This window comes from Allobosea sp. RCC_152_1, assembly GCF_041360765.1.
GTDB classification, from domain to species: domain Bacteria; phylum Pseudomonadota; class Alphaproteobacteria; order Rhizobiales; family Beijerinckiaceae; genus Allobosea; species Allobosea spartocytisi.
The window spans coordinates 18,060-37,213 of the sequence record NZ_JBFUPU010000001.1 but is presented as its reverse complement, the minus strand read 5'-3'; the positions used below and the strand labels follow the sequence as shown (position 1 = coordinate 37,213).

Genomic DNA, 19,154 nt, shown 5'->3' with positions numbered 1-19,154 from the left:
CCGCAAATGGCTGAAGATACGCGCCATATATACGATCTGGCGCGATTTTCGCAAAAGCGGAGGCTTCCGTCTTTGGCCGGACCAGCAGCAAAAATACTCTCCGGATTGCCGCAAAAAGAGAAAATGGATCCATTCGCGGCAAGAGCGTCGGCGACGAGCCCCTCCGCCGCGAAGGCCGAAAATTCTTTTGCCGCAAAAATGATTTCCCCGAAGGTCGAAGCGTTCTAGCCTGCCCTAAGGTGATCCCGCGAAAGACGAGGTGATCGCATGACGGCTTCACATGTCAGGTTCGCCGCCAGGACCGCGCCCGAACCCTCACCCTCCGTTGCCCCGGCCGAGCCGGGCCATCCCCATGCGGCCGGCGTCGTCGCCTCCAGTGTCTATGCCCATGGCGTGCGCGTCGCCGATGTCCCCGTCGAGGAGGCCGGCGAGTGGTCGCGCAAGGACGACCACGTCGTCTGGATCGGATTGCTGGAGCCCGACGCCGCCCTGCTCCACTGCGTCCAGCGGCAATTCAATCTGCATCCGCTCGCCGTCGAGGACGCGACCAACGCCCATCAGCGCCCGAAGCTCGAGCAATATGGCGACGCCCTCTTCGTGGTGGCGCGCACCGCGCAGCTGATCGAGGGGCGCATCGCCTTCGGGGAGACGCATATCTTCCTCGGTCGCGGCTACATCGTCAGCGTCCGGCACGGCGCCTCGACCTCGTACACCTCGGTCCGGCAGCACTGGGAAACCTGCCCGACCTCGCTGGCAAAGGGCGAGGACTTCATCCTCTACGCCATCCTCGATTTCATCGTCGACAACTACATGCCGGTGCTCGAGGCCATCCATGACGAGGTCGAGGAGATCGAGGACAAGGTCCTGGCCAAGCCGATGGCGCGCTCGGACATCGAGCGGCTCTACATGCTCAGGCGCGACCTGCTGCGCCTGCGCAATGCGGTGGCGCCGCTGGTCGATGTCTGCCAGCGCCTGATGAACGGCACCGTGCCGCAGGTCCGGCCGACGCTCGCCCCGATGTTCCGCGACGTGACCGACCATGTCCGCACCGTGCAGGAGAAGATCGACAGCCTGCGCGAGGTTTTGGCCTTCGCCTTCGAGGCGAGCCTGCTGGTCGGCCAGAGCCAGGAGAACGCGATCACCAAGCGGCTCGCCTCCTGGGCGGCGATCCTGGCCGTGCCGACCGCGGTCGCCGGCATCTACGGCATGAACTTCAAGAACATGCCGGAGCTGGAATTGCCCTATGGCTATTACGGCGTGCTGGTGGTGATCCTTGCCTCCTGCGCCGTGCTGTACTGGCGCTTCAAGCGCAATGGCTGGCTGTAGCCGGGCAGTCGCTCAGAGCCACTTCTTCCAGCGGAAGAACAGATAGGGCAGCACCGCGAAGAGCACCATCGAGACCAGCGCCAGCGGATAGCCCCACTGCCAGTCGAGTTCCGGCATGGCCTTGAAGTTCATGCCGTAGATCGAAGCGATCAGCGTCGGCGGCATCAGCGCCACCGAGACGACCGAGAACAGCTTGATGATCTTGTTCTGCTCGATCGAGACGAGGCCGAGCGTCGCGTCGAGCATGAACTGGAGCTTGTTCGACAGGAAGGTCGCATGTTCCTCGATGGCCTGCACGTCGCGCACCGCCGAGCGCCATTCGGCGGAGAAGCCGGTCTGGGCCTTCTTCGGGCGCTTGTAGTTGGCCGAGAGGAAGAGCAGGACGCGCTCGACCGACATCATGCTCTCGCGGACATTCGAGATGATGTGCTCGTGCTGGCCGATCCGCTGGATCACCACCTGATAGACGCCCCCCTGCTCGACGTCCTGCGCCCGCCCGGCGAAAATCCGGCGCGAGGCCATGTCGATCTTGTCGCCGACGCCGCGCAGCACCTCGGCCGCGCGGTCGACGATCGCCTCGATCAGTCCGTCGAGCACCGCCTCCGGCTGCTCGCCGCAGCCACCGGGCTTGGTCGCGCGGTTGAGGAAGATGTTGAAGGCGCCGGGCTCGTCATAGCGCACCGTCACCAGCGCCTTCTCGGTGAGGATGAAGGTGACGTCGGCCAGCTTGGGGACGATGGTTTCCGACTGGCAGATCACGCGCGCCGTCATGTAATGCGCGCCGTTCTCGGTATAGATGATCTCGGAGGGCTCGAGATCGTGCATCTCCTCCCGTGTCGGGATCGAGATGCCGAGATGCTCCTCGACGCGCTTGTCCTCCTCGGGCGTCGGGTTGAGCAGGTCGATCCAGACCGTATCGGCTGAGAAGATTTCTGCCGGCCCGAGCGTCGCCGAGCGCAGCTTGTCGCGCGAGTCGGGGCAGATGCCGTGGATCATCAGCATGGGCGCGAATCTCGATGCACGGTCAGAGGGGAAACCGGCAGGAACTCCGATCCGAGGCGGATGTCAAACCGATGACGGTCGGCGGAGCCTTCGGGCCCGCGCCCGAAAACCGGAAACTTAAAAGAGCGTCATTCTCGGGCGAAGCGAAGCGCCGACCCGAGAATCTCTTTTCAGGAAAGGCTCAGGAGCCTCCTTGTCATGAGATGCTCGGGTCAAGCCCGAGCAGGACGGCATGTGACGTTCCTCAGACGCCGCCCTTCACGCCCTGCGGTGGCTTGCTATCGGCCGGGACGAAGAAGTCCGGCATCAGCGGCACTGACGGGTCGACGCGGTAGGGCGTGAAGTCGGTCACCCCCTCGCCGGCCATGAAGCTGTCGTCGATCAGGAAGTTGCCGGAAAACTCGCGCGAGGGCTTCGAGAAGATCATATGCGCGGCGTCGGCCAGGATCTCCGGCGTGCGGCTGGCCTGCACCATCTTGTCGCCGCCGAGCAGATTCTGGACGGCGGCGGTGGCGATCGTCGTGCGCGGCCAGAGCGCGTTGACGGCGATGCCCTGGCGGGCCAGCTCGCCGGCCAGACCCAGCACACACAGGCTCATGCCGTATTTCGCGATCGAATAGGCCAGATGCGGCGCGAACCACTGCGTCTTCATGTCGAGCGGCGGCGAGAGCATCAGGATATGCGGGTTCTCCGCCTTCTCCAGATGGGGAATGGCGTATTTCGAGACCATGAAGGTACCGCGCGTGTTGATCTGATGCATCAGATCGAAGCGCTTCATGTCGGTCATCTGCGTGTTGGTGAGCTGGATCGCGCTGGCATTGTTCACGACGATGTCGATGCCGCCGAAGGTCTCGGCCGTCTTGGCGACCGCCTCGGCGACGCTTTGCTCGTCGCGGACGTCGACCATCAGCGGCAGGCATTTGCCGCCGGCCGCTTCGATCTCGGCGGCCGAGGTGTAGATCGTGCCCGGCAGCTTGGGATGCGGCTCGGCCGTCTTGGCGGCAATGGTGACATTGGCGCCGTCCCGCGCTGCCCTAAGCGCGATGGCGAGCCCGATGCCGCGCGAGCCGCCGGTGATGAAGAGCGTCTTACCCTTGAGCGACATCGCCGCCTCCCTCCTGGTTCGTGATGATGAAGCGGCCGGGCTGCGAGCCGTCCCGGTCCGTAAAGCCATAGGCGCGCGCCAGATCGGCAACGTGCAGCACCTGCCCGGCATGAAGCGCGGCATCGGGGTCGGCGGCCAGCGCCGCGACGGCGCGGCCGGCATAGAGCGGCGTCTCGGTGGTTTGCGCCGCCAGCCCCGCATCGCGAACGCGCTCGGTCAGGACATGGCCGGGCGAGAGGCCGAGCGCGGTGACGCCGAAGGGCTTCAGTTCCTGCGCCATCGCGAAGGTCAGGCGATTCATCGCGGCCTTGGCCAGATCGTAGAAGACATCGCCGAGATAGCCGGCGCCCGTGTCGAAGCTCACCGTGACGATGAGGCCCGAGCGCATCTGCACCATCGCCGGAGCGACCGCCCGCGCCAGCAGGAGCTGGGCATAGACGCCGCTCTCGAAGCTCTCGCCAAGCCTCGCGACCGGCCGGCGCCAGAACGGCGTGCCGTAGCCGGAGCCATCGGGATAGCGCTCGCCGTCATAGCCCTCGTTCCCGCCCCAGACCGCATCGACGACGCAGTCGAGCCGGCCGAAGCGGCGCAGGGCCCAGGACACGAGGCCGTCGACCTCGCGCTCATTGGTGTGGTCGCAGCGATAGGGATGGCCCTTGCCGCCGGCGGCCTCGACCTCGCGGGCCGCGTCCTCGAAGGTCTCGGGGCGCTGGTCGGTATGCGGCCCGGCCTCGCTGGAGCGACCGGTGACGATCACAGTCGCGCCGGCCTCGCCGAGCGCCCTGGCGACGCCACGCCCGAGCCCGCGTGAGGCACCGGCGACGAGGCAGATGCGGCCGGACAGGAATGACTGCGTGACGCTCATGGCTGCCCCGGCCGAATCGGCGCTGGCCATAGCGGGTTCGTCGCTCTATAGCCCCGCTCCCCTCGCAACGGAGCAGAACCATGGACAGCGCGGATGTCGCGGCCTGCTGGGAGGCCAATGCCGAAACCTGGACCCGGCACGCGCGCGCCGGCTACGACCTCTATCGCGACGCATTGAACACGCCGGCCTTCCTGGCGAACCTGCCCGATATTGCCGGCCTGGACGGCCTCGACATCGGCTGCGGCGAAGGCTCGAACACACGCAAGCTGGCCGAGGCCGGCGCGCGCATGACTGCGGTCGACATCGCGCCGACCTTCATTCGCCACGCGCAAGCGGCCGAGATGCAGGCGCCGCTCGGCATCGCCTATCGGGAGGGCGACGGCACCGCCCTGCCCTTCGCCGATGCGAGCTTCGACTTCGCCACGGCGTTCATGTCGATGATGGACATGCCGCGGCAGGACAAGGCGCTGGCGGAAGCCGCGCGCGTGCTGAGACCCGGAGGGTTCCTGCAGTTCTCGATCCTGCATCCGTGCTTTGCCCCGCCCTATCGCAAGGTGCTGCGGGACGAGGCCGGGACCATCCGTGGAATCGAGGTCGGTCGTTATTTCGACGGCGTCGACGGCGAGATCGAAACCTGGCGCTTCGGCGCCGCGCCGGCCGAGGTCAAGGCCAGCGTCGAACCGTTCCGCGTGCCGCGCTTCCACCGCACGCTGAGCGAATGGGTCGCGATGATCGTCTCGGCCGGGCTGACGATCGAGCATATGGCCGAGCCGCGCGTCGATGCCGAGACGGCGCAGGCCCAGCCCTACCTCGCCGATACGCATATCGCACCGCTGTTCCTGCATATCCGCGTCCGCAAGAGCGCGGTTGCCTGAGCAGGGCGCGGCCGCCGTCACGCCGCGAAGACCGCGGCCGCGTCGGCGATGGCGCCGGCGCCCTCCGTCACGGTGAGTTCCAGCGCCGGGGCCTCCGTCGCGATGTATTCGGCATAGAACCGGGCGGTGGCGAGGTCGCCGGTGCCTTCGGCTTCCGAGCGGGTGGCGAGTGCCTTCTTGGCCAGCCCCGTGCCGCCCTGCGCCAGCGCGAAGAGCTTGAGATAGGGCGTGGCGCCCGCAAGTGCGTCGGCCTGGTTCGTGCCGAGCGTCGCCAGCATCCACTGCGTCGCACGTTCGAGCGCATCGACGGCGGCGCCGAGGCGGGCAGCGGCATGGCCGAAGCCCGGATTGTTGGCGCGCTCGACCTCTCCGACGATGCCGCGCATCTCGGCGATCAGCGCCTTGACCGCCTCGCCGCCGGACAGCGGCAATTTACGGGTGACGAGGTCGATGGCCTGGATGCCGTTGGTGCCCTCATAGATCGCGGCGATGCGCGCATCGCGCAGATGTTGGGCCGCGCCGGTCTCCTCGACGAAGCCCATGCCGCCATGGACCTGCACGCCGGTCGAGGCGACGTCGATGCCGATATCGGTGGCATAGGCCTTGGCGATGGGGGTGAGGATGGCGGCGCGCTCGGCCGCGGCCTTGCGCTTGCCCTCGTCGGTCTCGCGATGCGAACGGTCGAGCGCTTCCGCAACCTGATAGGAGATGGCGCGCGCTCCTTGCGTCTTGGCGCGCATGTCCATCAGCATGCGCCGGACGTCCGGGTGGACGATGATCGGGCTCATCGGGGCGCCCTTCGGCGCATCGAGCGCCGCGCCCTGCTTGCGCTCATGGGCGAAGGCGAGCGCCTGCTGATAGGCGCGCTCGGCGATGGCGACGCCCTGCAAGGCGACGTTGAGGCGGGCGTTGTTCATCATCGTGAACATGCAGGCGAGGCCGCGATTCTCCTCACCGATCAGCCAGCCGATCGCGCCGCCCTTGTCGCCGAAGGCCATGGAGCAGGTGGGTGAGGCATGGATGCCGAGCTTGTGCTCGATGCCGGAGCAGCGCAGGTCGTTATGCGCGCCGAGAGAGCCATCGGCATTGACCAGATATTTCGGCACGAGGAAGAGCGATATGCCACGCGTGCCGGGAGGGGCATCGGGCAGGCGCGCCAGCACGAGATGGACGATGTTCTCCGTCAGGTCGTGCTCGCCATAGGTGATGAAGATCTTCTGGCCGGTGATGCGATAGGTGCCGTCCGGCTGGCGCTCGGCCTTGCTGCGCAGCGCATTGAGGTCGGAGCCCGCCTGCGGCTCGGTCAAGTTCATCGTGCCCATCCACTCGCCCGCGACGAGCTTGGCGAGATAGGTCTCCTTGAGATGGTCGGAGCCATGGGCGTAGAGCGCCTCGATCGCGCCGACGGTCAGCAGCGGGCCGAGCGCGAAGGCGAAGGCGGCCGAGTTCCACATCTCAATGCAGGCCGATTGCAGCAGCGTCGGCAGGCCCTGCCCGCCATAGGCTTCCGGCGCCGGCAGCGAATTCCAGCCGGCCTCGGCCCAGGCCTTGTAGGCCTCCTTCCAGCCCGGCGGCGTGGTGACGGCGCCGTCCTTCAGCTTCGAGCCATTGAGATCGCCGACCCGGTTCAGCGGCGCGATGACGTCGGTTGCGAATTTGGCGGCCTCGTCGAGCACGGCTTCCGCGACGCCGCCTTCGAGCTCCGGCGCCAGCCCGTCCGCAATCAGCCGGTCGAGGCCGGCAACATGGCGCATGGTCGCCAGCATGTCCGAAACCGGGGCGCGATAAGTCATGATCGTCTCCCTTCGGCCGCGTTTCCGCCCGCTGGGGCAGCCGGGCCTGAATTTGCCGTTGCCGCGATGGTAGCGAGGAACTATCGCCTATGCCACGCGCAGACGAGCGCGACCTTCGTTCCGTGCCGCGCCCGGTAATTAGTTTATATATAAACCATCTTCGGTCAATCGCCTCGTGGATCAATCTCCTTCCCTCTCCCGTACGACGAAGCGTCTCGCGGCCGATGCCGCCGGCATCGCCGAGGCGGCTGCGATCCTGCGCGCAGGCGGCCTCGTCGCGCTGCCGACGGAGACGGTCTACGGGCTGGCGGCCGACGCGACCGCAGGCACGGCCGTCGCGGGTATCTACGCGGCCAAGGAGCGGCCGAGCTTCAACCCGCTGATCTCGCATCTGCCCGATCTTGCCGGCGCGCGGCGGCAGGGCCTGTTCGACGCGAATGCGCTGGCGCTGGCGCAAGCCTTCTGGCCGGGGCCGCTGACGCTGGTGGTGCCGGCGTCGCCGGGCTGCACGGTCAGCGATCTGGCGCGGGCCGGGCTTGCCACCGTGGCGCTGCGCGTGCCGGCCCACCCCGTCGCACATGCCGTGCTCGAAGCCGCAGGGCGGCCGATCGCGGCGCCTTCGGCCAACCGTTCCGGCCGGATCAGCGCGACCAGCGCCGCCCATGTACTGGCCGATCTCGACGGGCGGATCGACGCCGTGCTCGATGCCGGCCCGACCGAGGTCGGAGTCGAATCGACCATCGTCGCCTGCCTTGACGGGGCGCCGCGCCTGCTCAGGCCTGGTGGAATTCCCCGCGCCGCGCTTGAAGGCGTGATCGGCCGCCCGCTGGTACAGGCGGGCGAGGCCGGGCAGGCGCCGATCGCGCCGGGCATGCTCACCTCACATTACGCGCCGGCCGCACGGGTCCGGCTCGATGCCGATGCGCCGCGAGAGGGCGAGGCCTGGCTCGGCTTCGGCCCGGAGACGCACAGCCATCCGCATGCGGTCAATCTGAGCCCGACCGGCGATCTGCGCGAGGCGGCGAGCCACCTGTTCGGTTATCTGCGCCGGCTCGACGAGACCGGCCGGAAGACGATCGCCGTCGCCCGCATCCCCGAGCAAGGCCTGGGCGAGGCGATCAACGACAGGCTGCGGCGAGCGGCCGCGCCGCGCTGAGAACGCATCTGCAATTCAGAGCCCTCATCCTGACGAGCCGCGTCAGCGGCGTCTCGAAGGATGTTCCAGCGGATTCTGCCCCGGTGAAGCATCCTTCGAGACGCCGTTCCTACGGAACGGCTCCTCAGGATGAGGGCTCGACCGTTTCGCACGTCGCCATTCGTTCGGATTTGGACGGCATCACCTTGCATCCATGCAAGATTTCGGCTTGCGTGCCGGCGGGGAGGAAAAGATCACCGATGTCTTCCAAGCTCGCCTGGGACGATTTCCGCCTGGTCAAGGCCATCACCGACCATGGCGGGCTGACGGGTGCGGCGGGAGCGCTCGCGGTCAACCATTCCACCGTGTTCCGCCGCCTCGGCCAGATCGAGGAGATGGTCGGCATGCCGCTCTTCGAGCGGCGCAAGACCGGCTATGTCGCCACCGTCGCCGGCGCGGAGATGGCGGCGCTGGCCGGGCGGATGGAAGAGGACGTGACGGCCTTTTCCCGGCGGCTCGCCGGCCGCGACGTGGCGCCCTCCGGCGAGATCAGGATCACCACCACCGATACGCTGCATCTCAACCTGCTGCTGCCGATCTTCGCCGGTTTCCGGCGGGCGCATCCGGCGATCCGGCTCGATGTCGTCATCGGCAACCAGGCTCTCAACCTGTCCAAGCGCGACGCCGACGTCGCTATCCGCGCCAGCGACACGCCGGGCGAGACGCTGGTCGGCCGGCGCATCGCCACCCTCGCCTGGGCGATCTATGGCCGCAGCGAGGACGGCATCACGGCGCAGGAGAAGGCCGACCCGGCCCGGCTCTACCAGCGCGACTGGGTGGCGCTCGGTGACCAGCTCTCGCATGTGAAGGCGGCGCGCTTCGTGCGCGAGCATGTCGCGCCGGAGCGGATCGCGCTGAAGAGCTCGGCCGTGCTCGGCATCACCGAGGCCGTCGAGCAGGGGCTCGGCATCGGCCCCCTGCCCTGCTTCATCGCGGACCGGCGGCCGGGGCTCACGCGCCTGCTGCCGCCCAATCCCGATTTCGCGACGGGCCTGTGGGTGCTGACCCATCCCGACATCCGCCACGTCCCGCGCGTGCGCGCCTTCATGGATTACTGCAGCAATGAGCTCATGCGGCATCGGATGCTGATCGAGGGGGCGGAGTAAAGACTGCGTTGCCCGCTCGGGTGTGGCGCTCTACATTCGCAGCGTTCGCGCGACTGGCGCTACGAGATGGATCACCATCGGGAAACGCGAACGCATGAGCCGCGCGCCTGGGCCTCACCTTCCCGACGGAGCCGAGCCCATGCAGATTGTGATGCTTCTCTACCCGCGCCTGACGCAGCTCGACCTGACCGGACCTTTCGAAGTCCTGTCCCGCTTCCGCGAGTGCAAGATCGACCTGGTCTGGAAGACGACGGAGCCAGTCCGGGACGCCAGCGGGCTGACGATCCTGCCAAGCTGCGATTTCCGGAACTGTCCGCAGGCCGATATCCTCTTCGTTCCCGGAGGGCCAGGCCAAAGCGCGCTGATGGAGGACGAGGAGGTGCTCTCCTTTCTGCAGGAGCAGGCCGGCAGCGCGCGCTACATCACCTCCGTCTGTACCGGCTCGCTGGTGCTCGGCGCGGCGGGGCTTCTCAAGGGGTATCGCGCGACGAGCCATTGGCTTTCCCTGTCGCAGTTGAGCCTGCTCGGAGCCGAGCCCGTCGCCGAACGGGTCGTCCACGACCGCAACCGCATCACCGGCGCGGGCGTCACCTCGGGAATCGACTTCGCATTGTCCCTCGCCGCTCACCTCTTCGGCGAGGAGCGCGCGCGGAAAGTGCAGTTGCAGATGGAGTACGACCCGCAGCCTCCCTTCAGCGGCGGCTCGCCCGCCTCGGCGCCAGCCGATCTGATCGCGGCCGTCCGTGCCGACACGGCCGCGTTCCAGGAAGCGCGCGAAGCCCTGGCACGCCGCGCCGGAGCGAAGCTCGGCTGAACCTCAGCCGATCTCCACGACGACGCGCCCCTTGACCTTGCCCTCGACGATCGCCTTGCCGGTCTCGATGACGGCGTCGAGCGGGATCGTCGTCGTCATGACGGCGAGTTTTTCGCGGTCGAGATCGGTCGCGAGGCGCTGCCAGGCCTCGAGGCGACGCGGCTTCGGGCACATCACCGAATCGACGCCCAACAGCGCGACGCCGCGCAGGATGAAAGGCGCGACCGTCATCGGCAGATCCATGCCCTGCGCAAGGCCGCAGGCGGCAACCGCGCCGCCATATTTCGTCATGGCGAGCAGGTTCGCCAGCGTATGCGAGCCGACCGCATCGACGCCCGCCGCCCAGCGTTCCTTGCCGAGCGGGCGACCGGGCTGGGAGAGCTCGTTGCGGTCGATGATCTCGGCGGCACCGAGGCCCTTGAGATAATCGGCCTCCTCGGCGCGGCCGGTCGAGGCGATGACGTGCCAGCCGGCCTTGGCGAGCAGCGCGATCGCGACCGAACCGACGCCGCCCGCGGCGCCGGTGACGACGACGGGACCGTCCGCGGGTTTGAGCCCATGCTTCTCCAGCGCCAGCACGCAAAGCATCGCGGTGTAGCCGGCGGTGCCGATGGCCATGGCCTCGGCCGGGGTCAGCCCCGCCGGCAGCGGCACCAGCCAGTCGCCCTTCACACGGCTCTTCTGTGCGTAGGCGCCGAGATGGGTCTCGCCGGTGCCCCAGCCGTTCAGGACGACGAGATCGCCGGGCTTGAAGCCGGGATGATCGGAGGCCTCGACGCGGCCGGCGAAATCGATCCCCGGGATCATCGGCCAGCGGCGCACCACCGGTGCCTTGCCGGTGATGGCGAGGCCGTCCTTGTAGTTCACGGTCGAATGCGTGACGCGGACGGTGACGTCGCCCTCCATCAGATCGCTTTCGGCTAAATCCGTGAAGGCGAGGTTGGGCGCGGTTTCCCCCTTGGTCGCCACCAGGGCCTTGAACGTCGTCATCCCCATCTCCCGAACGCTGACATGCGAAAGCCGACAAGGTTGCAGCGGCGGTCCGCCATCGCAACCCCGTCGGCCGTGCGCGGGATCGTCTTCCGGATCAGGCGGGCTGCGCCTGCGGTCGCTCGACCGGTTGTTCGACGATCGGCAGGTTGATCAGCGCCGAGGCGACGCCGAGCGCGACCGAGAGCCACCAGACGAACTGGTAGTTGCCCATCGTTTCATAAAGCACGCCGCCGAGCCAGACCCCGAGAAACCCGCCGACCTGATGCGAGAAGAAGGCGAAGCCGTAGAGCATCGCCATGTATTTCGTGCCGAACATCAGCATGACCAGCGAGGAGGTCGGCGGCACGGTCGAGAGCCAGAACAGGCCGATGACGACGCCGAAGGTCAGCGCCGTCAGCGGGCTCGGCGGGATCAGGATGAAGGCGGCGATCGCCACCGCCCGGCCCAGATAGATCCAGGCGAGGAGATGGCGCTTCGGCATCCGTGTCGAGAGCCAGCCGGAGGAGAGCGAGCCAACGGCATTGGCGAGGCCGATGACGGCGAGCGTCCAGCCGCCGACCCAGGCCGGCAGGCCGGTATCCCGGAGATAGGCGGGCATGTGGACGGTGATGAAGGCGAGCTGGAAGCCGCAGGTGAAGAAGCCGAGCACGAGCAGGACGTAGCTGCGGTGTCTGAACGCCTCGGTCAGCGCCTGGACCACCGTCTGATTCGGCAGGTTGGCGGTGGTGCTGCCGGAGCCGCCGAGCTTGCGCGTCGCCAGGATGATCGAGATCGGCAGCACCGGCAGCAGGGTCACGGCGAAGACCATCAGCGCCTGCTGCCAGCCCAGCGTGTCGATGAGAATGTTGCCGATCGGAGGGAACAGGAACTGGCCGAAGGAGCCGGCGGCCGTGCCGGCGCCAAAGGCCATCGGCCGCCACTGCTCCGGCAGGAGCTTGCCGAAGGCGGCGAGGACGAGGTTGAAGGAGCAGGCCGAAAGGCCGAAGCCGATCAGCACGCCGGCGCCGAGATGGAGCTGCAGCGGCGTCGTCGCATGGGCCATGACGACGAGGCCGGCGGCATAGAGCACCGCGCCGACGCAGAGCACGCGCACCGTGCCGTAGCGGTCGGCGATGGCGCCCGCGAAGGGAGCGCCGAGACCCCAGAGCAGGTTCTGGATCGCCAGGGCCAGGCCGAAGATGTCGCGGCCCCAATGGAACTGCAGCGTCATCGGGATCTGGAACAGGCCGGCACTGGCGCGCGGCCCGAAAGTGATCAGCGCGATCAGGCAGCCGGCCGCGACGATGACCTCCGGAGCGTAGCTGCGTGCCGGTTTGGAGCTTGCCGGAGTGGAGCTCATGAATGTCCCCGAAGCCTCGAATGTGTGACTACACGATAGCGGCTCGCCCCGGGGGCAACCAGCGCGTTTTCGTGAAACGAGGCATCACGGACCGATATGGCCGGCGGCCGCGCCGGAGCAGCTTTCGATCACAAAGGACCGCCGGAGTCGTCATCACGAATGGCTTTGCGGAGCCTGTACCGGGGGGCGCCGAAGGCAAGCCCCGGGTGCTCGCACGGCAATAACGCTCCAGCCCGGCCAAAAACACCCTCCGGCGTTAACTGCCGCTCAACCTTACCGAGGCGATAACGGATTCCAACGAAGACGCGGCTCCGGCCGGCGGTCTTTCGTTCCGTATCGTCGGGACGGGTGCGTCGTTTTGAGTCATTTGCGTCTTCACAGGCGGAAGCGAGGCGGGCGGGCGCCAGGGCTCAGATGGGCCGCGGTGACGGCTGCGCCCTGGGCCCTGTCGGTCGGATTGCTGGTCTCCTTCACCGCCTCGGCCGGACAGAATTTCGGGCCGACCGGCCTGCCCTCCAGCGCGATCCCACGCATCGATCCCGGCCCCGCCTCCGCATTGGCGGAAGGCCCCTCGATGCTGGTAGCGGAGAGCGCCTTCCGGCTGCCGGGACTTGCCCTGTCCTCGGCCATCGTGCAGGCCAGCCTCTCCTTCGAGGATCCGGAGCGGCGCATCGTCGTCGATCCGCGCCAGCCGCGCGAGGACATGAAGCGCATGGCAGCGAGCTTTCCGGAGGTCGACCGCACGGCCAAGGGCGACATGCTACCGAGCCTGCGGCCCGGCCTATCCCAGCACCCCTCCGTCGAGCTCGAGCGCGTCGTCTTCGGCGACACCCAGCCCAGGCTGATCTCGGGCGGCTTCTCGCTCGATGCGATGCGCGCAGCAGGAGAGGTCGAGGGTCCACCGAGCGGTTTCGAGCCCTACGCGATCGACGAGGGCCTGACCGACCCGGCCCTGTCCGATTCCTCGCCGGTCTCGCTGAAGCCCAAGATCACTTCGGCGCGCCAGGCCGAGCTCTATCTCGAAAGCATCGACGGCTCCTCGCCTGCGGTGCCCTCGCCCAGCCAGCGCAGCTCGTCGACGCCCCGCTCGGCGATCGCCATGGCGGAGCTGACGCCCCCCGCCCTGCCCGCGCATGGCGCGCAGCAGCCGGAGGCGCGGATTGCGCTCGCCTCCGCGCCGGCGACCCGAGACCTGCGCCTCGCGATGCCGGGCGAGCGGCAGAGCTATGCCGGGCTGATCGTGCCGGAGAACATGGCGCGCGAGCAGCGCTGCCTGGCCGAGGCGGTCTATTTCGAGGCCCGTTCGGAATCGCCGGAGGGTCAGGCCGCCGTCGCGCAGGTCGTGCTCAACCGGGTGAAGAGCGGGCTCTATCCGAACAGCGTCTGCGGCACCGTCTACCAGAACAGCAACCGCTACCTCTCCTGCCAGTTCACCTTCACCTGCGAAGGCAAGTCGCTGCGCATCACCGAGCCGGGGCCGTGGCGCGATGCGGTGCGGATCGCACGCGAGGTCTATGAGGGCACGACCTATCTCGCCGAGGTCGGCGCCTCAACGCATTACCATGCGCGCTATGTCAGCCCCTACTGGGCGAAGCGGCTGAAGAAGATGGACACCATCGGCCAGCACGTCTTCTACCAGCTCCGGCCCGGCCAGACCTGAGCGCTGGAAAGCAAGCGATTCCACCGACCTGAACAGCAGCGGGAGGAAGGTCGCCAGCGCGCGCGACGTGGTTAATTTTACCTTGTTTTAGCGTTTACCTTGCGTTCATCACGCCAAATTGGCTTCCTGATCCCAACGAACGGCGCTCAGACGCCGGAACCGACAGGTCAGGTCCATCATGGCGCGCTCGCTCTCATCCCGGTTGCTCCTCGCCACCTCGGCAGTCACGACCGTTCTTCTCCTCGGTGCAGGCGCGGCGCAGGCCGGCGGGTGCCACGGCTCCGCCTGCTACAACCTCGTCAGCACGCCGCCGGTCTACGGCACCGTCGACGAAACCTATCAGGTCCAGCCGCCACAGGTGCAGCGCCACGTCGTCCCGGCCGAATACGAGACCGTCACCGACACGGTGATGATCGCGCCGGCCCGCCAGATTCCGCGTCACCGCGCCGCGGTCTACGACACCGTCACCGAGAAGGTGCTGATCTCGCCCGCCACGCGCCGCTGGGAAGTGACCCGCGACGCCTGGGGCAGGACCGTCGGCTGCTGGGTCGATGTGCCCGCGCAATACGGCTACCAGAGCCGCCGCGTCGAGGTTTCTCCGGCGACCGTCGAATACGAGACGGTTCCCGCCGTCTACACGCAGCGTCAGCGCAGGGTGATGGTGCGTCCCACTCAGGTCGTGCGGGAGGAGATCCCCGCCGTCTACGAGACGCGGCAGCGCCAGGTCCTGGTCAGCCCCGGCTCGCAGTACTGGTCCCGCGCCCGTTACTGAGCGCGGTATCGCAGCATCTGCTTGTCCGAAAACCGGATTCCAGTTTTCGGGCCGATGCATCAGAGAGTTTCACGCAGACCCTTTATCCACGGAAACGACCACTTCAACCCCGGCCTCGGCCGGGGTTTTTTCTTGGGTGGATTACGCCCCCGATCCAACGTCATTCCGGACAAGCCGCGCCAGCGGCGCCGATCCGGAATCCATCACAAAGCACAATGCCCGATGATGGATTCCGGGTCTGCGCTTCGCTTGCCCGGAATGACAATGATGGGATGGTGCGGAGCCGCAGCCGCTCAGACGTAGCGGTCGCCGAGCAGGAAGACGCAGACGCCGACGACGAAGGCGAGGAAGCGGGCGGGCATGCCGACCAGCGTGCCAGGCGAGCGGCCCGCAGCATAGCCGAACACCAGTTCGACGAAGCCGAGGCCGAGCAGCACGATGGCGAAGGGTGGGAGGGCCCCGTCCCGCGCGACGAGGCCGGCCTTCACGGCATAGGCGACAATGGCGCCGAGAAGGGCGCCCAGCGCGACGAAGAGAAGCTCGTTTCGCGAAAGGCGCATCGCTTCGCTCAGCGGCGGCGGAAATTCTGGCGCGGCGGGCCGCCCGGCCCGGGACCAGCCGTCTTCTGGCGGAAGTTGATGCGGCCACGATCGAGATCGTAGGGCGACATCTCGACGATGACGCGGTCGCCCGCGATGGTGCGGATGCGGTTCTTCTTCATCTTGCCGGCCGCATAGGCCAGGATCACATGGTCGTTGTCGAGCTTGACCCGGTAGTTGCCGTCGGGAAGCACCTCGACCACGGTGCCATCGAATTCAAGCAGTTCTTCTTTCGCCATCTGTCGTCCTTCGTGAGCCCTGTGGCGCAAAGGCGGGCCATCGTCCCGTTAGGATAACGAATGAGCCCGCCCTGTTCTGGCCGATCGCGCGTCAGCGCGCGCGCCGCCGGGCGCCGTCGGTGCGTGGTTGCTGTGTTCTTTGCTGCAAGAACGCGACGCCGCCAAGCCCTTCTTTCGCGGAAGTCGCTTCTTTTCGTTGCTGCATCTGCTCAGGACGCTGCTGCCGCTCGCCCGTGCGCGGACGATGCTCCTGCCGCTGCTCCGGACGATCCTGGCGCTCCTGCCGCGGCGCGCCGCCGGCATGGTTGCGATGACCGCCCTGGTCGGAGCGCTTGCCGTCCGCCCGCTTGGCCTGTCCCTGCGGCCTGCCCTGGCCTTGCGGGCGGGCCTGCTGCTGGCTGCGGCCGCCGCGATTCTGCGCCGGCTTCTTAGGCGTGCGACCGTCCCAATACGGCACCTCGCCGATCGGCGTCGGCTTGACGCCGGTCAGCTTCTCGATGGCCGCGAAATCGCCGCGCTCTTCCGGTGTACAGAAGGCAATCGCAACGCCGGAAGCGCCAGCGCGTGCCGTGCGGCCGATACGGTGGACATAGCTCTCAGGCACGTTCGGCAGGTCGTAGTTCACGACATGGCTGACGCCGTCGACATCGATGCCGCGTGCGGCGATGTCGGTGGCGACGAGGATGCGCAAGCTACCGTTGCGGAAGGCGCCGAGGGCGCGCTCGCGCTGGCCCTGGCTCTTGTTGCCGTGGATCGCCGCCGCCTCGATACCCGACTGCTCGAGCTGGCGCACAACCTTGTCGGCGCCATGCTTGGTGCGGGTGAAGACGATGGCGCGCTCCATCTCCGGCACGGACAGCGTCTTCGCCAGCAGCGCAGGCTTGTCGCCGGGCTCGGTGAAGATGACGCGCTGGTCGATCTTCTCGGCGGTCGTCGCGACCGGCGTCACCGCGACCTCGACCGGGTCGGTGAGGTAGGCGGAGGCGATGTCGCGGATCGGCTTCGGCATGGTCGCCGAGAAGAGCAGCGTCTGGCGCTCCTTCGGGATCAGCGTCGCGATGCGGCGCAGGGCATGGATGAAGCCGAGGTCGAGCATCTGGTCGGCCTCGTCGAGGACGAGGAACTCGATCTCGCGCAGCGAGACGGCGCGCTGGTCGACGAGGTCGAGCAGACGGCCGGGCGTGGCGACGAGGATGTCGATCTTGTCACCGAGCGCGCGGATCTGCTTGCCGACCGGAACGCCGCCGAAGATCACGGTCGAACGCAGCGTGGTGAACTGCGCATAGGTGCGGATCGAGGCTTCGATCTGGGCGGCAAGCTCACGCGTCGGCGAGAGGATCAGCACGCGCACCGCACGCTGCGGCATCTGGCGCGGCTTGCCGAGCAGCCGGTGCAGCATCGGAAGCGAGAAGGCAGCGGTCTTTCCGGTGCCGGTCTGGGCGGCGCCGAGCAGGTCGCGGCCCTTCAAAATGTGGGGGATCGCCTGCGCCTGGATCGGCGTGGGCGTTTCATAGCTCTCGGCCGCGAGCGCCTTGAGAAGCGGCTCGGCGAGGCCGAGATCAGCGAATTTAGTCAAGAAAAAGCTTTCTGGACGCCGTGATGACGGGGGGCGCATGTGGTTTCGGCTGCGCCGTCGGCCCGTATCCGGCCTGGATATCAGAGAATCGGTCCCACCGGCGAACCGCTAGCCACAGCGCCGGCAGGTTTATTGTGGACCGGGCGGGCGAACGCCCACCCGGTCGATTCGGTTATTACTCGGCGACGAGGTTGCCGGCCGAGGTCTTGCCCGTCTTGCGATCGGCGACCATCTCGAAGGAGACGACCTGGCCTTCGCGCAGCTCGCGCAGGCCGGCACGCTCGACGGCGGAGATGTGGACGAAAACGTCCTGGCCGCCGTTCTCAGGGGTGATGAAGCCGTAGCCCTTGGTGGCGTTGAACCACTTCACGGTGCCCTTGTTCATAGTGTTAGTCCTTACGTTCAGATCCGCGTCTATCGGTATGACACGACGGACGCGCGGACGCCTCGCCATGGCCTTGTAGCGATGTGTGGTGGATCTGATTCGTAACCGCCACCGGACAAGCCGCCAAGCGGAGGAGTGGCCAGAACCCGGCCGCATCTCGTCTTACATCGGTGGCGATAGCACGAAATGCAAGGCAGGTCCAGCAAGGCGCCCGCGGGCATCGCGGAACACGCGGCGAAAGCCGGTGTTGGACAGGCAAAGGGAGGCTAGGTCATGCCGATCACGCTGAAGGGCTCATGCCGCTGCGGGGCGGTTCACTACTCGGTCGAGAGCCATGCGCCCGTCCCGTATCAACTCTGCTACTGCTCGATTTGCCGCAAGACGGCAGGCGGAGGCGGCTTCGCCATCAACCTGTCGGCCGAGGCCGCGACGCTGAAGGTCGAGGGCCAAGACAGCGTCGGCAGCTTCAGCGCCGAAATTCGCGACGACGACGGCACCTGCGAACGATCGCAAGCGCGGCGCCACTTCTGCAAGTCCTGCGGGACGGCGCTGTGGCTGTTCGATCCACGCTGGCCGGATCTGCTGCATCCCTTCGCCTCGGCGATCGACAGCCATCTGCCACGCGCTCCCGAGAAGACCCATATCATGCTGCGCTTCAAGGCCGGCTGGGTCGACCCGGATATCGCGGAGAACGACCTGAGCTTCGAAGGCTATCCGGAGGAATCGATCGAGGAGTGGCACCGCAGGCATGGCCTTTGGGTCGAGTGAAGGCCGATGGCGAACGGCTACCGCGCGAGCTGCGTGACGAGGCCCCGCAAAGGGCCGAGATGCGGTATCGCGCGATAACGCCCGTGCCCGACGGGCTCCTCGGCATGCTCCAGCACCCAGGTCAGCTCATGCGGAACATGCACCGCCCATGAGCCGGCCTCCAGCGCCGGCAGGATGTCCGACTTCAGCGAGTTGCCGACCATCATCGCCCGCCCTGCCCCGTCGCCATGGCGCGCGAAGATGCGTTCATAGGTGGCGGCTTTCTTGTCACTGACGATCTCGACCGCGTGAAAGAAATCGCCGAGGCCGGACTGGGCGAGCTTGCGCTCCTGGTCGAAGAGATCGCCCTTGGTGATCAGCACCAGCCGGTAGTCGCCCGACAGCGCTTCGAGCGTTTCCCGGACATGCGGCAGCGTCTCGACCGGATGCGCCGCCATCTCGCGCCCGGCGGCGAGGATCTCGCCGATCACGGCGGCCGGAACCTGACCCCTGGTGATCTCGATCGCCGTCTCGACCATCGAGAGCACGAAGCCCTTGATGCCGAAGCCGTAGAAGCCAAGGTTGCGCTTCTCGGCCTCGAGCAGACGGCCGGAAATCTCGGCCGCCTCGCCATGCTCGCCGAGCAGAGCGACGAAGCGCTCCTCCGTCATGCGGAAGAACTGCTCGTTCTGCCAGAGCGTGTCGTCGGCATCGAAGCCGATGGTGGTCAGATCGCCCATGGGATGCTCCTTCGCGAGGCATC

20 protein-coding genes and 1 riboswitch are annotated in these 19,154 nt (G+C 67.3%); of the genes, 9 read left to right on the top strand and 11 right to left on the bottom strand.

The window, feature by feature from the left end:
• The first annotated feature begins 6 nt into the window (after window positions 1-6).
• Both AB6806_RS00190 and corA read left to right on the top strand, forming a co-directional pair.
• Window positions 7-228, top strand: a complete 222-nt coding sequence (locus AB6806_RS00190; protein ID WP_142020208.1) for a hypothetical protein — start codon at window positions 7-9, stop codon at window positions 226-228.
• Between the two features lie 39 nt (window positions 229-267).
• Window positions 268-1,326 carry a magnesium/cobalt transporter CorA gene (gene corA, locus AB6806_RS00185; protein WP_142020207.1) on the top strand — a complete coding sequence of 353 codons (1,059 nt, stop codon included), beginning with the start codon at window positions 268-270 and terminating at the stop codon, window positions 1,324-1,326.
• A gap of 12 nt (window positions 1,327-1,338) precedes the next feature.
• On the opposite strand, the gene AB6806_RS00180 is transcribed toward corA, so the two are convergent.
• The 3 genes from AB6806_RS00180 to AB6806_RS00170 all read right to left on the bottom strand — a co-directional run bounded on the left by AB6806_RS00180 (window position 1,339) and on the right by AB6806_RS00170 (window position 4,328).
• A complete protein-coding gene (locus AB6806_RS00180; protein WP_038361150.1) occupies window positions 1,339-2,328 on the bottom strand; it encodes a magnesium transporter CorA family protein in 990 nt (329 codons plus the stop codon).
• Window positions 2,329-2,572: 244 nt separating this feature from the next.
• Window positions 2,573-3,433 carry an SDR family oxidoreductase gene (locus AB6806_RS00175; protein ID WP_142020206.1) on the bottom strand — a complete coding sequence of 287 codons (861 nt, stop codon included), beginning with the start codon at window positions 3,431-3,433 and terminating at the stop codon, window positions 2,573-2,575.
• Entirely contained in the window at window positions 3,417-4,328 is a 912-nt protein-coding gene (locus AB6806_RS00170) for an SDR family NAD(P)-dependent oxidoreductase (protein WP_370953879.1), read from the bottom strand. Before AB6806_RS00170 ends, AB6806_RS00175 begins: the two co-directional genes overlap by 17 nt.
• 50 nt (window positions 4,329-4,378) lie before the next feature.
• Between AB6806_RS00170 and AB6806_RS00165 the strand changes: the two genes are divergently transcribed.
• Window positions 4,379-5,173 (top strand): class I SAM-dependent methyltransferase, encoded by a 795-nt coding sequence (locus AB6806_RS00165; protein WP_142020205.1) that lies wholly within the window; start codon window positions 4,379-4,381, stop codon window positions 5,171-5,173.
• A gap of 17 nt (window positions 5,174-5,190) precedes the next feature.
• On the opposite strand, the gene AB6806_RS00160 is transcribed toward AB6806_RS00165, so the two are convergent.
• Complete coding sequence (locus tag AB6806_RS00160) at window positions 5,191-6,966, bottom strand: acyl-CoA dehydrogenase (RefSeq protein ID WP_142020204.1); 1,776 nt, start codon at window positions 6,964-6,966, stop codon at window positions 5,191-5,193.
• Window positions 6,967-7,141: 175 nt separating this feature from the next.
• On the opposite strand from AB6806_RS00160, the gene AB6806_RS00155 reads away from it, so the two are divergent.
• The 3 genes from AB6806_RS00155 (at window position 7,142) to AB6806_RS00145 (ending at window position 10,081) form a co-directional block, all read left to right on the top strand.
• On the top strand, window positions 7,142-8,122 hold the full coding sequence (locus AB6806_RS00155; protein ID WP_370953878.1) for an L-threonylcarbamoyladenylate synthase: 981 nt from the start codon (window positions 7,142-7,144) through the stop codon (window positions 8,120-8,122).
• Between the two features lie 239 nt (window positions 8,123-8,361).
• Window positions 8,362-9,267: a LysR family transcriptional regulator gene (locus AB6806_RS00150; protein ID WP_370953877.1), complete on the top strand. Its 906-nt coding sequence runs from the start codon at window positions 8,362-8,364 to the stop codon at window positions 9,265-9,267.
• Between the two features lie 39 nt (window positions 9,268-9,306).
• Window positions 9,307-9,387: riboswitch (ZMP/ZTP riboswitch) on the top strand.
• 19 nt (window positions 9,388-9,406) lie between these two features.
• Window positions 9,407-10,081, top strand: coding sequence for a DJ-1/PfpI family protein (locus AB6806_RS00145; protein ID WP_370953876.1), 675 nt, complete (start codon window positions 9,407-9,409; stop codon window positions 10,079-10,081).
• A gap of 3 nt (window positions 10,082-10,084) precedes the next feature.
• On the opposite strand, the gene acuI is transcribed toward AB6806_RS00145, so the two are convergent.
• Window positions 10,085-11,071, bottom strand: a complete 987-nt coding sequence (gene acuI, locus AB6806_RS00140) for an acrylyl-CoA reductase (NADPH) (protein WP_370953875.1) — start codon at window positions 11,069-11,071, stop codon at window positions 10,085-10,087.
• Between the two features lie 97 nt (window positions 11,072-11,168).
• Window positions 11,169-12,413 carry an MFS transporter gene (locus AB6806_RS00135; RefSeq protein WP_370953874.1) on the bottom strand — a complete coding sequence of 415 codons (1,245 nt, stop codon included), beginning with the start codon at window positions 12,411-12,413 and terminating at the stop codon, window positions 11,169-11,171.
• A 424-nt stretch (window positions 12,414-12,837) separates the two neighbouring features.
• On the opposite strand from AB6806_RS00135, the gene AB6806_RS00130 reads away from it, so the two are divergent.
• Entirely contained in the window at window positions 12,838-14,073 is a 1,236-nt protein-coding gene (locus tag AB6806_RS00130) for a cell wall hydrolase (RefSeq protein ID WP_370953873.1), read from the top strand.
• A gap of 178 nt (window positions 14,074-14,251) precedes the next feature.
• Window positions 14,252-14,845, top strand: a complete 594-nt coding sequence (locus tag AB6806_RS00125) for a hypothetical protein (protein ID WP_113253371.1) — start codon at window positions 14,252-14,254, stop codon at window positions 14,843-14,845.
• A gap of 293 nt (window positions 14,846-15,138) precedes the next feature.
• Here the strand turns inward: AB6806_RS00125 and AB6806_RS00120 are convergent, their stop codons facing one another.
• From AB6806_RS00120 to AB6806_RS00105, 4 genes are all read right to left on the bottom strand, one after another.
• A complete protein-coding gene (locus AB6806_RS00120; RefSeq protein ID WP_113253370.1) occupies window positions 15,139-15,405 on the bottom strand; it encodes a hypothetical protein in 267 nt (88 codons plus the stop codon).
• 8 nt (window positions 15,406-15,413) lie between these two features.
• Entirely contained in the window at window positions 15,414-15,683 is a 270-nt protein-coding gene (gene infA / locus AB6806_RS00115) for a translation initiation factor IF-1 (protein ID WP_038361133.1), read from the bottom strand.
• A gap of 91 nt (window positions 15,684-15,774) precedes the next feature.
• Window positions 15,775-17,259: a DEAD/DEAH box helicase gene (locus AB6806_RS00110; protein ID WP_038361130.1), complete on the bottom strand. Its 1,485-nt coding sequence runs from the start codon at window positions 17,257-17,259 to the stop codon at window positions 15,775-15,777.
• A 175-nt stretch (window positions 17,260-17,434) separates the two neighbouring features.
• Window positions 17,435-17,644 carry a cold-shock protein gene (locus AB6806_RS00105; RefSeq protein WP_038361128.1) on the bottom strand — a complete coding sequence of 70 codons (210 nt, stop codon included), beginning with the start codon at window positions 17,642-17,644 and terminating at the stop codon, window positions 17,435-17,437.
• A 273-nt stretch (window positions 17,645-17,917) separates the two neighbouring features.
• On the opposite strand from AB6806_RS00105, the gene AB6806_RS00100 reads away from it, so the two are divergent.
• Entirely contained in the window at window positions 17,918-18,412 is a 495-nt protein-coding gene (locus tag AB6806_RS00100) for a GFA family protein (RefSeq protein ID WP_142020200.1), read from the top strand.
• A 17-nt stretch (window positions 18,413-18,429) separates the two neighbouring features.
• Here AB6806_RS00100 and AB6806_RS00095 read toward each other — a convergent pair whose 3' ends face one another.
• The gene (locus tag AB6806_RS00095) at window positions 18,430-19,131 is read right to left on the bottom strand and encodes an HAD family hydrolase (RefSeq protein ID WP_113253368.1); all 702 of its coding nucleotides are present in this window, start codon (window positions 19,129-19,131) and stop codon (window positions 18,430-18,432) included.
• Between the last annotated feature and the right edge of the window lie 23 nt (window positions 19,132-19,154).